The organism is Citrobacter werkmanii (genome assembly GCF_008693645.1).
Taxonomy (GTDB): Bacteria; Pseudomonadota; Gammaproteobacteria; order Enterobacterales; family Enterobacteriaceae; genus Citrobacter; species Citrobacter werkmanii.
Window position 1 is genome coordinate 4541457 of sequence record NZ_CP044101.1, and the last position, 13794, is coordinate 4555250.

Sequence of the window (13794 nt, forward strand, 5' to 3'; positions counted from 1 at the left end):
TCTATATCCAGTTTCTTTCAAACTTTCGTTTGAAATCTACCGGTTATGGTTTACGCCCGGTCGCTACAATATACACTTCACGCGAACGGGCGCGAGAAGAGTCCGGCTTACGAACTTTGACCTTCGTAAACAGGGAGCGAATCTCTCTTAGATACTCATCGAAGCCTTCGCCCTGGAACACCTTCACTACAAAACTACCACCTGGCGCTAAAACATCTCGAGCCATTCCAAGCGCCAGCTCTACCAGATACATGGCCCGGGGAATATCCACCGCCGGTGTTCCACACATATTTGGTGCCATATCAGACATGACAACTTGTACTTTACTGTCACCTACGCGTTCAAGTAACGCTTGCAGGACTAATTCATCACGAAAATCGCCCTGAAGGAAGTCCACACCAACGATTGGATCCATAGGTAAAAGATCGCAAGCGATAATGCGGCCGCTGTTGCCGATCTGCGTAACCGCATATTGCGACCAGCCACCCGGTGCAGCGCCGAGATCAACAATCGTCATCCCCGGTTTAAAAATTATGTCACTTTGCTGTATTTCATCAAGTTTAAACCAGGCACGGGAACGTAACCCCTTTTTCTGCGCCTGTTGAACATATTTATCGCTAAAGTGTTCCTGAAGCCAGCGACTCGAGCTGGCAGAACGCTTTTTACCTGTCATTTCACATTCCCAAAGGGCAGTTCATCGTAACCAATGGTGTAAATTTCTACACAGCTATTTGGTGATATATGGGAGATGGCGGTAGAATGACCCGTTTTCAATCCCAACGTAAGCAAAAATATACGATGAATCTGAGTACTAAACAAAAACAGCACCTGAAAGGTCTGGCACATCCGCTCAAGCCGGTAGTTATGCTTGGCAATAATGGTTTGACCGAAGGGGTACTGGCCGAGATTGAACAAGCGTTAGAGCACCATGAACTTATCAAGGTGAAAATCGCCTCGGAAGATCGCGATACCAAAACCTTGATCGTGGAAGCTATCGTACGCGAAACCGGCGCCTGCAATGTACAGGTCATCGGCAAAACGCTGGTACTGTATCGCCCGACTAAAGAACGTAAAATCTCGCTGCCACGCTAAGAATATCCCAAAGTCGCACACGAAGTTTGTGTAAAACGCGGGGTTTTCCGCTAGCAGGAGAGCAAAATGCCACGCTCTCTTCGTTGATAAAAGGCCGCTATGCGGCCTTTTTCCTTTCTTTACAATGTATCAACATCTTAACCAAGATGCGAATTACAGGTATTCGACCTTCGTTACTTCATATTCAACTTCACCGCCCGGCGTTTTGATAACGACGACGTCATCCTGCTCTTTGCCAATCAGGCCACGAGCAATAGGCGAGTTCACTGAAATCAGGTTCTGTTTAAAATCAGCTTCATCATCGCCGACAATACGCCAGGTCTGCTCTTCGTCATTATCGAGATTCAGAACGGTAACCGTCGCGCCGAAAACAACACGGCCATTGTTCGGCATTTTAGTGACGTCAATCACCTGCGCATTGGACAGTTTAGCTTCGATATCTTTAATGCGTCCTTCGCAGAATCCTTGCTGTTCGCGAGCCGCGTGATACTCCGCGTTCTCTTTCAGGTCACCGTGCTCACGCGCTTCCGCGATAGCGGCGATAATTTCAGGACGGCGCACAGATTTCAGAAAATCCAGCTCTTCGCGCAGTTTTTCAGCACCACGTAAGGTCATCGGGATAGCTTGCATTTGTTATACCTCTTGAACATTCCTGTAGGGGGCGATGCTTCTCACCCCGGCTGCTAAGCCCACCCTGGCATACGCCATGCCAGAGTCAGAAGCAAAAAAATACCGACCCGGGGCTCAAGGTCCCAGGTCAGCTACAATTCTCTATTTGATGATCATTTTACCCTGGAGTTCCCTATGGGTCATCGTTTACTTTTTGGGGCGTTGCGCCGTAGTATGACGGCCTGTTTCCAGGTTGTTAGCGCGAGATTATGCGATTTCCCAGATTTACCATTGGATTGACTGCCAGTATAGCGTTCAGCGTTCAGGCTGCGAATGTCGACGAATACATCAACCAGCTTCCTGCCGGGGCCAACCTCGCCCTTATGGTACAGAAGGTTGGCGCATCTGCACCCGCTATTGATTTTCATAGCCAGCAGATGGCGCTCCCCGCCAGTACCCAGAAAGTGATCACCGCGCTGGCGGCGTTGATTCAGCTCGGGCCTGATTTCCGTTTTACCACCACGCTTGAGACGAAAGGCAACGTGGAAGGCGGCGTTTTGAAAGGTGACTTAGTGGCGCGATTTGGCGCCGATCCGACGCTAAAACGCCAGGATATTCGCAATATGGTAGCGACTCTGAAAAAATCTGGTGTGACGCAAATTGCCGGAAATGTTCTGATCGACACCTCTATTTTCGCCAGTCATGATAAAGCCCCCGGTTGGCCCTGGAACGACATGACGCAATGTTTTAGCGCCCCGCCTGCCGCAGCCATTGTCGATCGCAACTGTTTCTCGATTTCGCTCTACAGCGCGCAAAAACCGAACGATCTGGCATTTATTCGCGTGGCATCCTACTACCCGGTCACCATGTTCAGCCAGGTGCGAACCCTCGCCCGTGGCTCTGCCGAAGCGCAATATTGTGAACTGGACGTGGTTCCAGGCGATCTCAACCGCTTCACGCTGACCGGATGCCTACCTCAACGCGCCGACCCGCTGCCGCTGGCGTTCGCCATTCAGGACGGTGCCAGCTATGCCGGGGCGATTATCAAAGATGAGCTAAAACAAGCGGGTATCACTTACAGCGGCACGCTGCTGCGCCAGACGCAGGTCAACGAGCCGGGGACCGTGGTTGCCAGCAAACAGTCAGCGCCGCTGCATGACCTGCTTAAGATTATGCTGAAAAAATCGGACAACATGATCGCCGATACCGTTTTCCGCATGATTGGCCATGCACGATTTAACGTCCCGGGCACCTGGCGGGCAGGTTCCGATGCCGTACGCCAAATTTTGCGTCAGCAGGCGGGCATCGATATTGGCAACACCATTATTGCCGACGGTTCTGGTCTCTCCCGCCATAACCTGATTTCCCCGGCGACCATGATGCAGGTGCTGCAATATATCGCTCAGCACGATAACGAGCTGAACTTTATTACTATGCTACCGCTGGCGGGCCATGACGGCTCCCTGCAATACCGTGCGGGCCTGCATCAGGCTGGCGTGGATGGCAAAGTATCGGCGAAGACAGGCTCACTACAGGGCGTCTACAACCTCGCAGGCTTCATCACCACGGCAAGCGGTCAGCGTATGGCATTTGTGCAGTATCTGTCGGGCTATGCGGTACAGCCGGCTGACCAACGTAATCGGCGTATTCCGCTGGTACGCTTCGAGAGTCGGTTGTACAAAGATATTTATCAGTCTAACTAAGCGGATGCAGGGAGCGGTAACGCTCCCTCGTCGTTTCTAATCGTTTACCGGGATTATCCGCAGCTCGGTTAACCCAATCCCCAGCTTCCTTGGCGGAGCGGATTTAGGAAAACCGATATAATTTCCCTCGTTACTCAACTCCGGATAAGGGGGGACAATCGTTAGCGTATCGAGTCTGTCAGGATTCGTCATATGTAATATCACCGTTTCAGCCTCTGCGTGCAGGGTGAGATAGTGGGTACAGGAACCGATGGAAACGGGAAGCGGTGCACCAATATTTTTGCCAAAGGCTTTTGCCTTGATCTCAACGTCAAATTTCGCGGGCAGTGGTTGGTTATAGGTGATAGCCACCGCGGGTGACAGGTTCGCATCTGACCACCGTCCCCAGTATTCTGGATGCCCCACTCCTGTTATTGATTTCACAAATGCAGGCAGTCCTTCCGCCGCAAACAGTATGCGATCGGACTGATAGCGGACATCCTTTGCGGAAAGTAATAACCGCGCCTGGATACGCTGAAAGCGTTCATGATTCGTTTCGCCCGGAAATTCACTCATCCCGCCTGAATAATCTTCAGCCATTATTTTCTCGATGTGAGTCTCGCTACCGGCTTTTCCAGAGGCAACACACCACCCAGTATTGACGGCAGAATCCGGTTGCCATACGGGGCCAATGCTCAGGCATTGATCTATCCAGATAAATTTATGGCCTTCAGGCAGAAATCCCAGGGTATTCCTTAAAGACATTCCCACGTCATTCCCGTCATCGACAACCGGCCAGACTCGTCCCGGAGATACTTCCAGTAAGGCGGGAATAGGGTATTCAAAACTATCAAAACGCAGCAACTTTCTTCTGGTATCAACGGTAAAATTTTTAATGGACTCGGGAATTCCCCAACGGGAGCGGATAGCAGGCCCCCAGGCTAACAACTTATTTTTAAAGTCGTCAAAAACCGCTGCCAGTGAAGGCTGACTTAATGAACTTCTCCCTAAGCCTATTGCATTATCGCCCCCCATCAGCTCAAGCACCGTTGCCCCATTATCTAACGTGCTTCGCTTATCGGCGATAACTTTCGGCGTCACACCATTTCTGAAAACCACAAATAAATTGCGACGAGGCATTTTATTTAAATAATCCACAGCAGCCGTCATATTTTGCATTACCAGATGATCGGATGAGAGAACAATAATTGTATTACTGGCCCAGGGCGAAGCCTGTATCCGTCTAATGAATTTAGCGATTTCCCTTTGGCTACAAAGCACAGAGGTTAACGCATCGACTTCGCTACCATTTTTTTTATAGCTGACAGGACAGCTCGTGGGGATATAACCTTCAGGGGGATGGGTATCCAGCGTCAACGTGAATAACGCAAAAGGCGTTTTTTGCCGGGACAAATGCTCAAACTTGCGCCAGACCTTTTCCAGCAGCATATCATCATATAGCCCCCAGGCATTCTGGGCGGAAAAATCCTTCTCCAGGCCAGACTCCGCCAGTCCCCAGGCATGGTCAATGCCGTGCGTTTTAAAAAATACATCCTTATCGGCGAAACGTAAATCAGCGCCCTGCATAAACCAGGTTTCATAACCTGAATTTTTCAAAATATCCCCAAGGCAGACTGAAGAGGAAAAGAAGCCCAGACTTGCTTTCTTGCCACTTAAATCGGTCGGTGCAAACAGCGGAAGACCACACTGCGATGCCACGATCCCTGCTATGGTAAAATCCGTCGCCGGATACTGTTCTGTGCCGCTAAAATCCAGGCCATCTTGTTTCAGCGCCGTTAAATCAGGCAGCAACTGAGGAAATGTGTCTTTATCAAAGTAGGTTCTTTCCAGGCTTTCTGCATAAATATATACCAGATTATATTTTGGATTATTAATCCTGGTATCTGGCGTAATATAGTAGCGCGAAAAATCGGAACCATCTACTTCTGCTGGCGGCTTGTTATAATTAGTGAATTGTAATAATGCCGGAGAGATGCCAACAGCAAAAAATGTCAGCAATACGGCGGTTATCGAAGCGTAATGTTTTCTCTCTTTTTGAACATTTTTACCTTGCATGAATCGCCAGCTCAGAAAGAGTAGCAGTCCAATCAGCAAGACAGCAACGACAAAAGGCGCGACGTAATCTTTAAAATCCGCGCCATAAAGCGAGCGGGTCAAAGTATAAATAACAGCGTCATTAACCCCTTCGCCCGTAAAGTAATAACAGCCTAACCAAAACAGGCTTAAAAATAAAGAAATGCACTGAGCAAGTAAAATAAGAGAGGCGTAATAGATTGCCCTATAGCCTTTACTTTTATAAATCAGGGCGGCCAAAACCATTGAGGCCAGTGATATAATAATTGCTACAAATGAGTATTGCATTACCTCGTCTCATACATGCACGCTAAATGAGGAGGAATTATAATTGGTCGTTTAATGCGGGAACATCATTAATATTTTTTTCAGAATATATAAATAAAAGGGCTGGTAAACCAGCCCTCAAAATCAACGCTTATAGATGAACTCAACGCCTTCTTCGTCGTCTTCGTCCCAATCGTCATCCCAGTCATCTTCCGCTTCGTCTTCGACTTCAGCGAGCTGCTGGCGGTGATAATCATCCCACATGAACTCAACTTTCTCTGGCTGTTTCGCTTCTTCAGCCTGAACAATCGGGTTCTCAATGATAAAGGTCATCACATCCCAGCACAGATCCTTCACGCCCAACTGGCTGGCGGCGGAGATCAGGTAATATTTACCTTCCCAGCCCAGCGCTTCGGCGATCGCTTTCGCTTTCTCTTCCGCTTCGGCCTTGTCCAGCAAATCAATTTTGTTGAACACTAACCAGCGCGGTTTAGACGCCAGGTCCTGACTGTATTTTTCCAGTTCGCCAATAATGATACGGGCGTTCTCTACCGGATCGGAGCCATCAATTGGATCGATATCGATGAGGTGCAGCAACACGCGGCAGCGTTCCAGGTGTTTCAGGAAGCGAATCCCCAGACCCGCGCCTTCAGCCGCGCCTTCAATCAACCCCGGAATGTCGGCCACTACGAAGCTCTTTTCGTTGTCCATACGTACCACGCCCAGGCTTGGTACCAGGGTGGTGAACGGATAATCGGCAACTTTCGGCTTCGCCGCGGATACCGCACGGATAAACGTCGATTTACCGGCATTTGGCATACCCAACATACCTACATCCGCCAGCAGCATCAGCTCCAGCAACAGATCGCGCTTATCGCCCGGTGTCCCCATCGTTTTCTGACGCGGAGTACGGTTGACCGAGGATTTGAAACGGGTGTTACCCAGGCCGTGCCAGCCGCCTTTAGCGACCATCAGACGCTGACCATGCTTGGTCATGTCGCCCATGGTTTCGCCGGTGCCCTGATCGATAACGCGCGTACCGACAGGCACTTTAATCGTAACGTCTTTACCGCGTTTACCGGTGCAATCGCGGCTCGCGCCATTCTGACCACGTTCCGCACGGAAAGATTTTTCAAAACGGTAATCGATCAGCGTGTTCAGGTTTTCGTCGGCTTCCATCCATACGTCGCCGCCATCACCGCCATCACCGCCGTCCGGGCCGCCTTTTGGAATATATTTTTCACGGCGGAAGCTCACGCAACCATTACCGCCATCACCTGCAACGACCAGAATCGATGCTTCATCAACAAACTTCATTTTACTCTCCGTAAATCATTCGCCTGAGCGGGGTTGCGAAACCACCGTTTCATGCTTACGTAAACCGCCCCAAATTCGATGACCAATGGCGGAATACATCGCGCCCGCAACCACGATAAACGCACCGAGATAACCTAAAAGGTTTAGCATCGGTCTGGCGAAGAAATCGGGCCAGGCCAGTGATAATAAATCTGAAAATAACAACGTAAACAGCGGGGTAAGCGTAATAATGGCGCTTACCTGCGCCGCCTGCCAGCGCGCCATCGCTTCCGCGAGAGCGCCGTATCCTACCAGCGTATTCAGGCCGCAGAATACCAGGCAGGCCAGCTGCCAGTCGCTGAGCTGCGTGATGACACCGGGTTTAGCCAGCGGCAACAACGCGATCGTACATAAAGTGTACAGTAAAAACAGGATCTGCGGTGACGCCAGACGGCGCAATAACACCTTTTGCGCGACCCCATAGCTCACCCAGACCATCGCCGCACCGACACCAAAGATAACGCCCCAGGTGTAATCGGTGAGTCGGGTAAAAATTTCGATCAGACTGGTATTAAAAAACAGAACCAGGCCGCTCAGAAGCATAATGGCGCCAATCACCTGCGTGCCGCGCATCTTTTCTTTCAGGATAAAGACGCTGGCGATCATCATGCCAACGGGTGACAACTGACCGATAACCTGCGAGGCCGTTGGGCTCAAGTACTGCAAAGATGAACTAAACAGAATGAAGTTACCGAACAGCCCACCGGTGGCTATTGCCAACAGCACCAACCAACGCGCTTTGCGAAAAATGCGCAATGGGGGGAGCTTTTTTTTAACCGCAAGGATAGCGCCAAGGCCAATACTTGCCATTAAAAAACGGTAGAACACCACGGTAGGAGGCTCCATCACCTCCAGCACTTGCTTCATTGCTATTGGCAAAGCGCCCCAACATATTGCAGTCGTGAGTGCTAACAGAATACCAATGCCTGCCTGCTGCTTCATGCCGTATTCCCTGCAAGGGCTCGTTTCCGGTTTATCACGGCGCGACGAGCATATTTACCGGCCGTCGAATGTAAAAAGCCCCGCAACGTGTTGCGGGGCTTTTATCCGTTACCGGGACGCGAAAAACTTATTCAGCAACGATGCTGATGAATTTACGGTTTTTCGGGCCTTTCACTTCAAATTTCACTTTACCGTCTGCTTTAGCAAACAAAGTGTGGTCTTTGCCGCAACCAACGTTGGAGCCAGCGTGGAATTTAGTACCACGTTGACGAACGATGATGCTACCAGCCAGAACTGTTTCACCGCCGAAGCGTTTTACGCCCAGACGTTTAGCTTCTGAATCGCGACCGTTACGAGTCGAGCCGCCAGCCTTTTTATGTGCCATTTAATCTGCTCCCCTTAACTTAAGCGCTGATGCCAGTGATTTTCACATCAGTGAACCACTGACGATGGCCCTGCTGCTTACGGTAGTGTTTACGACGACGAAACTTAACGATTTTAACTTTCTCGCCACGACCATGAGCAACAACTTCAGCTTTGATAACGCCGCCATCAACGAAAGGAACGCCGATTTTGACTTCTTCACCGTTTGCGATCATCAGAACTTCAGCGAATTCAACAGATTCGCCAGTTGCGATGTCCAGCTTTTCCAGGCGAACGGTCTGACCTTCGCTTACTCGGTGTTGTTTACCACCACTTTGGAAAACCGCGTACATAAAAAACTCCGCTTCCGCGCACACCTTTTTGATGATTCAGAGTGCGCTATAAATATTCACAATAGGGCGCGAATATTACGCAAAACGCGAGCCTTTGACAAGTGCTACCGTCAATACATGAAGAAAAAAAACACAACACGTACGGTAACGTTTATCTACGGCGTTTTTTCAGTACAATCAGCATATATTTATAAACCTGAACCCGACGTTACCTTGCCATACGGTGAGGTAATCGGGGCGAGAAGCCCGGCTTTTGCGATGAATTTAGAAAAAATCAATGAGTTAACCGCGCAAGATATGGCGGGGGTCAATGCGACAATCCTTGAACAGCTCAATTCCGACGTCCAGTTGATCAATCAGTTAGGGTACTACATCGTGAGCGGCGGCGGAAAACGCATTCGCCCAATGATCGCAGTACTTGCAGCACGTGCTGTTGGTTACCAGGAAAATGCGCACGTTACGATTGCAGCCCTCATCGAGTTTATCCACACTGCGACCCTCCTGCATGACGATGTTGTGGATGAGTCCGACATGCGCCGCGGGAAAGCCACAGCGAATGCGGCGTTTGGTAATGCGGCCAGCGTGCTGGTCGGCGATTTTATCTATACCCGCGCATTTCAGATGATGACCAGCCTCGGCTCGCTGAAAGTACTGGAAGTCATGTCAAAAGCGGTTAACGTCATCGCAGAAGGTGAAGTTCTGCAGTTGATGAACGTCAACGACCCGGACATCACCGAAGAAAACTATATGCGCGTCATCTACAGCAAGACGGCGCGTTTGTTTGAAGCCGCAGCCCAATGCTCAGGTATTCTGGCTGGCTGCAGCGAAGAACAAGAGAAAGGGTTGCAGGATTATGGCCGTTATCTTGGTACTGCGTTCCAGTTAATTGACGATTTACTGGATTACAGCGCAGATGGCGAGCAGTTGGGTAAAAACGTCGGTGATGACCTGAACGAAGGTAAGCCGACGCTACCGCTGCTGCATGCCATGCGCCACGGCACCCCGGAGCAGGCGCAGATGATCCGCCAGGCCATTGAACAAGGTAACGGTCGTCACCTTCTGGAGCCGGTTCTGGAAGCGATGAACGCCTGTGGCTCTCTGGAGTGGACCCGACAGCGTGCGGAAGAAGAGGCTGATAAAGCCATCGCCGCGTTGCAGGTGCTGCCTGACACGCCATGGCGAGAAGCGCTGATTGGTCTGGCGCATATCGCCGTACAGCGCGACCGCTAATTACCTTCCCCCAGTCACTCATCATCCCGTGCCTCGCACGGGATATTCTTATAAATTCCAATAAATCCTTTCAGCTTTCCGGATTATCAAGCCAGATATTGGCATAATCTGAATATACTCACACCTTACATGAACATTTTAGAACATTTATTCTCGGAGAGTTATAGTGTCGCCACAACCGATCGTGAAACCGTAAGTCATTAACCAAAGGAGAGATGAATTTATGGAAAGCAAGCTGATTGACTGGCATACGGCCGACATCATCGCCGGACTGCGCAAAAAAGGCACCTCAATGGCCGCTGAGTCACGTAAAAATGGCTTGAGTTCATCAACGCTGGCGAACGCGTTAACGCGGCCATGGCCGAAAGGAGAGTTGATTATTGCCCGGGCGCTGGGAACCGACCCTTGGGTGATCTGGCCGTCGCGCTACCACGATGCAAAAACGCATGAATTCATCGACAGAACACGGATGATGAGGGGACCGAGAGGGAAAAAGAATCCTGAATGAACATTAAGCAGTAACCCCCGGCCCAAAGACCAGGGGGTTACCAGAGGCGTTGACGATTACTCGCCTTTCACGCGCTCAATGTTTGCGCCCAGCGCACGCAGTTTATCTTCGATGCGCTCATAGCCGCGATCGATGTGATAAATACGGTCGACCACCGTCGTACCTTCAGCAATACAACCCGCCAACACCAGGCTTGCTGACGCACGCAGATCGGTCGCCATCACTTGCGCGCCGGAGAGCGTTTCCACACCGTGGCAAATCACAGTGTTGCTTTCGATTTCCGCGTGAGCGCCCATACGGCTCAGCTCAGGCACGTGCATGAAGCGGTTTTCAAACACGGTTTCCGTGATGAAGCCTGTTCCTTCTGCCACCAGATTCAGCAGCGTGAACTGGGCCTGCATATCAGTCGGGAACGCCGGGTGCGGCGCAGTGCGTACATTGACCGCCTTCGGACGCTTGCCGTGCATGTCGAGGCTTATCCAGTCGTCGCCGACTTCGATATCCGCCCCCGCATCACGCAGCTTCGCCAGGACGGCATCCAGCGTGTCAGGTTGCGCATTGCGGCAGATAATTTTGCCGCGAGAAATCGCTGCTGCAACCAGGAAAGTGCCGGTTTCAATACGGTCTGGCAGAACGCGATAAACACCACCGCCGAGACGTTCAACACCTTCGATGGTAATGCGATCGGTACCCTGGCCGCTGATCTTCGCACCCAGCGCAATCAGGAAATTAGCGGTATCGACGATCTCCGGCTCGCGTGCGGCGTTTTCAATGATGGTGGTGCCTTCAGCAAGTGTTGCCGCACACATAATAGTGACCGTCGCGCCGACGCTCACCTTATCCATAACGATATGCGCGCCTTTCAGACGGCCATCAACGGACGCCTTCACATAGCCTTCTTCCAGCTTGATCGTCGCGCCTAACTGCTCCAGACCGGTAATGTGCAGGTCAACCGGACGCGCGCCGATGGTGCAACCGCCCGGCAGTGAAACCTGCCCCTGGCCAAAGCGAGCAACCAACGGTCCGAGCGCCCAGATAGACGCACGCATGGTTTTCACCAGATCATACGGTGCACAGAAGACGTTAACGTCACGCGCATCAATGTGCACGGAACCATTACGCTCAACTTTCGCACCCAACTGGCTCAGTAGCTTCATGGAAGTGTCAACGTCCTTCAGTTTCGGGACGTTTTGGATCTCTACAGGTTCTTCCGCCAGCAGCGCCGCAAACAGGATCGGCAGTGCGGCGTTTTTAGCGCCTGAAATTGTGACTTCGCCCTGGAGCTTCGTTGGCCCCTGAACACGAAATTTATCCATTATTCTGTTCTCTGTTAAGAATTTATCTTCGCTACCGGCACATCACCCGTAGCTCAAAAACCATTAAGTTTGCGATCGCGCGCCCATTCCGCTGGGGTAAACGCTTTAATCGACAAAGCATGAATGCGGTTGTCCGCAATGTACTCCATCAACGGGCCATAGACTGATTGCTGCTTCTTGACCCGGCTCATGCCTTCAAACATCTCACCCACGGCAATAACCTGAAAGTGACTGCCGTCGCCAGAAACGTGGACTTCCTGGAGGGAGAGCGCATTCATCAGCACGCTCTGAATTTCATTATTTTCCATGGGCTCTTCATTCGTCAGATAGTGAAAACAGCCCAACATCTTAGAGCAAAGTGGCGCTGTCATAAATAAGCAAAAAGCCTCGCTGATAAATCAGACAAGGCTTTGATGGCAGATCCCTTATGATGGGGATGCTGGATGAAGGCACAAGGCCTTATCCAGCCTGAAAAAATTAACGCGGAAGGACATCGTCAGGCAGATTGTAAAGCTGCGCCAGCGTGTAAACTTTATCGTTAACACCAGCGAGCGAAACGCTGTTCCCCTGCTGCTTGCCCTGATCAATCAAGTGCAGCAGTAACGCCAGACCACCGGTATCCACACGGGAAACCTGGTTCAGGTCGATGCAGGTTACCCCTTGCATCGCCTCAACTCGCGCATCCCATAATGGATTTAACACGTCTTGATCCAGCTCTCCCGCCAGCATCAGCTTGTCACCTTCACGCTTCCAGGTGAGTGACTGGGTCATTATTTTTTCTCTTCCAGGGTAATTTTCTGCTGAGAAATAGATTTCAGTTGTGCTGTCAGGCCATCGATACCTTTGGTACGCAGCAGGTCGCTCCACTCATTCTGTTTGGTGGTGATCATGCTGACGCCTTCGGCGATCATGTCATACGCCTGCCAGTTACCGGTTTGCGAGTTTTTACGCCACTGGAAATCCAGACGAACCGGAGGACGGCCATTCGGATCGATAATGGTCACGCGGATAGGTACGATGGTCGCATCACCCAGCGGCTGCTCAGGGGCAATCTGATAGGTCTGACCGTGATACATTGCCAGCGCCTGACCGTAAGCCTGCTTCAGGTATTCACGAAAGGCGGCGAAATAGGCGTCACGTTGTGCCGGGGTCGCTTCTTTGTAGTAGCGGCCCAGGACCAGCGCACCGGCATATTTAACCTGTACGTATGGCAACAATTCCTGATCGACAACATCGCGCAGGTAATCCGGGTTTGCGCGGATTTTAGGTTGCTCGTTCTTCAGGCGGTCAAAGGTCTTCTGCGCCGCCTCATTCATCAACTTGTACGGGTTAGTCTGATCCGCCGCGGTTGCCGCGCTAAGGGGGGCAATGATCAGCATAGCCACCATCATCAATCGTTTAAACATACGTCGATTCTCCTGAGATTATTTCGTTGCGCCCGCAGGCGTAGTGGCTTCATTATTGCCTTCAGTTGCGGCTGGCGCATCGCCAGAATTCTTATTGTCATCACCTTTACTGTTGCTGTTGTAAAGGAACTGACCAATCATGTCTTCCAGCACCATTGCGGATTTCGTGTCCTGAATCGTACCGCCATCTTTGAGGATAGACGTTCCCAGCTCAGGATCTTCAAAACCGACGTTCAATGCCAGATACTGCTCTCCCAGCAGGCCGGAAGTACGGATGCTCAGGGAGCTGGTGTCAGGAATATGGTTAAAACGCGATTCGATTTCCAGGGTCACGCGCGGCAGGTACGTTTTCGGATCCAGCGAGATATCCGATACGCGTCCAACCACCACCCCGCCAATCCGCACCGGAGAGCGTTCTTTCAGGCCGCCAATATTATCAAAAGTCGCATAAATCGTGTAAGTCGGCTCAGTACGCATTGAGGTAACATTCGCTGCCTTCAGGCAGACAAACAGCGCAGCCAGCAGCGCAATCAGCAGAAATAACCCGACCCAAATTTCATTTTTTTTCGTTTGCAT

At 51.0% G+C, this 13794-nt stretch carries 16 protein-coding genes; 4 read left to right on the forward strand and 12 right to left on the reverse strand.

The window, feature by feature from the left end; translation table 11 throughout:
- Nucleotides 1-43: 43 nt before the first annotated feature.
- Nucleotides 44-673 (reverse strand): 23S rRNA (uridine(2552)-2'-O)-methyltransferase RlmE, encoded by a 630-nt coding sequence (rlmE, locus tag FOB24_RS22325; protein ID WP_150345484.1) that lies wholly within the window; start codon nucleotides 671-673, stop codon nucleotides 44-46.
- A gap of 125 nt (nucleotides 674-798) precedes the next feature.
- Between rlmE and yhbY the strand changes: the two genes are divergently transcribed.
- On the forward strand, nucleotides 799-1092 hold the full coding sequence (yhbY, locus tag FOB24_RS22330; RefSeq protein WP_003025016.1) for a ribosome assembly RNA-binding protein YhbY: 294 nt from the start codon (nucleotides 799-801) through the stop codon (nucleotides 1090-1092).
- A gap of 153 nt (nucleotides 1093-1245) precedes the next feature.
- Here yhbY and greA read toward each other — a convergent pair whose 3' ends face one another.
- A complete protein-coding gene (gene greA / locus FOB24_RS22340; RefSeq protein ID WP_003025019.1) occupies nucleotides 1246-1722 on the reverse strand; it encodes a transcription elongation factor GreA in 477 nt (158 codons plus the stop codon).
- A gap of 248 nt (nucleotides 1723-1970) precedes the next feature.
- Here greA and dacB point away from each other — a divergent pair, with 248 nt between their 5' ends.
- Nucleotides 1971-3404: a serine-type D-Ala-D-Ala carboxypeptidase gene (gene dacB / locus FOB24_RS22345; RefSeq protein ID WP_085048645.1), complete on the forward strand. Its 1434-nt coding sequence runs from the start codon at nucleotides 1971-1973 to the stop codon at nucleotides 3402-3404.
- 36 nt (nucleotides 3405-3440) lie between these two features.
- Here the strand turns inward: dacB and opgB are convergent, their stop codons facing one another.
- The 5 genes from opgB to rplU form a co-directional block, all read right to left on the reverse strand.
- Nucleotides 3441-5765 carry a phosphatidylglycerol--membrane-oligosaccharide glycerophosphotransferase gene (gene opgB, locus FOB24_RS22350; protein WP_137350629.1) on the reverse strand — a complete coding sequence of 775 codons (2325 nt, stop codon included), beginning with the start codon at nucleotides 5763-5765 and terminating at the stop codon, nucleotides 3441-3443.
- A 123-nt stretch (nucleotides 5766-5888) separates the two neighbouring features.
- Nucleotides 5889-7061: an Obg family GTPase CgtA gene (gene cgtA / locus FOB24_RS22355; protein ID WP_038634240.1), complete on the reverse strand. Its 1173-nt coding sequence runs from the start codon at nucleotides 7059-7061 to the stop codon at nucleotides 5889-5891.
- A gap of 15 nt (nucleotides 7062-7076) precedes the next feature.
- A complete protein-coding gene (locus FOB24_RS22360) occupies nucleotides 7077-8042 on the reverse strand; it encodes a DMT family transporter (protein WP_006687874.1) in 966 nt (321 codons plus the stop codon).
- 127 nt (nucleotides 8043-8169) lie between these two features.
- Nucleotides 8170-8427, reverse strand: a complete 258-nt coding sequence (rpmA, locus tag FOB24_RS22365) for a 50S ribosomal protein L27 (RefSeq protein ID WP_003025030.1) — start codon at nucleotides 8425-8427, stop codon at nucleotides 8170-8172.
- Nucleotides 8428-8446: 19 nt separating this feature from the next.
- Nucleotides 8447-8758 carry a 50S ribosomal protein L21 gene (rplU, locus tag FOB24_RS22370; RefSeq protein ID WP_003025032.1) on the reverse strand — a complete coding sequence of 104 codons (312 nt, stop codon included), beginning with the start codon at nucleotides 8756-8758 and terminating at the stop codon, nucleotides 8447-8449.
- Between the two features lie 258 nt (nucleotides 8759-9016).
- Here rplU and ispB point away from each other — a divergent pair, with 258 nt between their 5' ends.
- The gene (ispB, locus tag FOB24_RS22375; protein WP_003025033.1) at nucleotides 9017-9988 is read left to right on the forward strand and encodes an octaprenyl diphosphate synthase; all 972 of its coding nucleotides are present in this window, start codon (nucleotides 9017-9019) and stop codon (nucleotides 9986-9988) included.
- Nucleotides 9989-10211: 223 nt separating this feature from the next.
- The gene (gene sfsB, locus FOB24_RS22380) at nucleotides 10212-10496 is read left to right on the forward strand and encodes a DNA-binding transcriptional regulator SfsB (protein ID WP_038634246.1); all 285 of its coding nucleotides are present in this window, start codon (nucleotides 10212-10214) and stop codon (nucleotides 10494-10496) included.
- A gap of 56 nt (nucleotides 10497-10552) precedes the next feature.
- On the opposite strand, the gene murA is transcribed toward sfsB, so the two are convergent.
- The 5 genes from murA to mlaD form a co-directional block, all read right to left on the reverse strand.
- A complete protein-coding gene (gene murA, locus FOB24_RS22385; RefSeq protein WP_047026390.1) occupies nucleotides 10553-11812 on the reverse strand; it encodes a UDP-N-acetylglucosamine 1-carboxyvinyltransferase in 1260 nt (419 codons plus the stop codon).
- A gap of 53 nt (nucleotides 11813-11865) precedes the next feature.
- On the reverse strand, nucleotides 11866-12120 hold the full coding sequence (ibaG, locus tag FOB24_RS22390) for a BolA family iron metabolism protein IbaG (protein ID WP_032940719.1): 255 nt from the start codon (nucleotides 12118-12120) through the stop codon (nucleotides 11866-11868).
- 169 nt (nucleotides 12121-12289) lie between these two features.
- Nucleotides 12290-12583, reverse strand: a complete 294-nt coding sequence (mlaB, locus tag FOB24_RS22395) for a lipid asymmetry maintenance protein MlaB (protein WP_150345485.1) — start codon at nucleotides 12581-12583, stop codon at nucleotides 12290-12292.
- Nucleotides 12583-13218, reverse strand: a complete 636-nt coding sequence (gene mlaC, locus FOB24_RS22400; RefSeq protein ID WP_038634253.1) for a phospholipid-binding protein MlaC — start codon at nucleotides 13216-13218, stop codon at nucleotides 12583-12585. The genes mlaB and mlaC overlap by 1 nt, the downstream gene beginning before the upstream one ends.
- Nucleotides 13219-13236: 18 nt before the next feature.
- Nucleotides 13237-13794 (reverse strand): outer membrane lipid asymmetry maintenance protein MlaD, encoded by a 558-nt coding sequence (gene mlaD / locus FOB24_RS22405; protein ID WP_038642894.1) that lies wholly within the window; start codon nucleotides 13792-13794, stop codon nucleotides 13237-13239.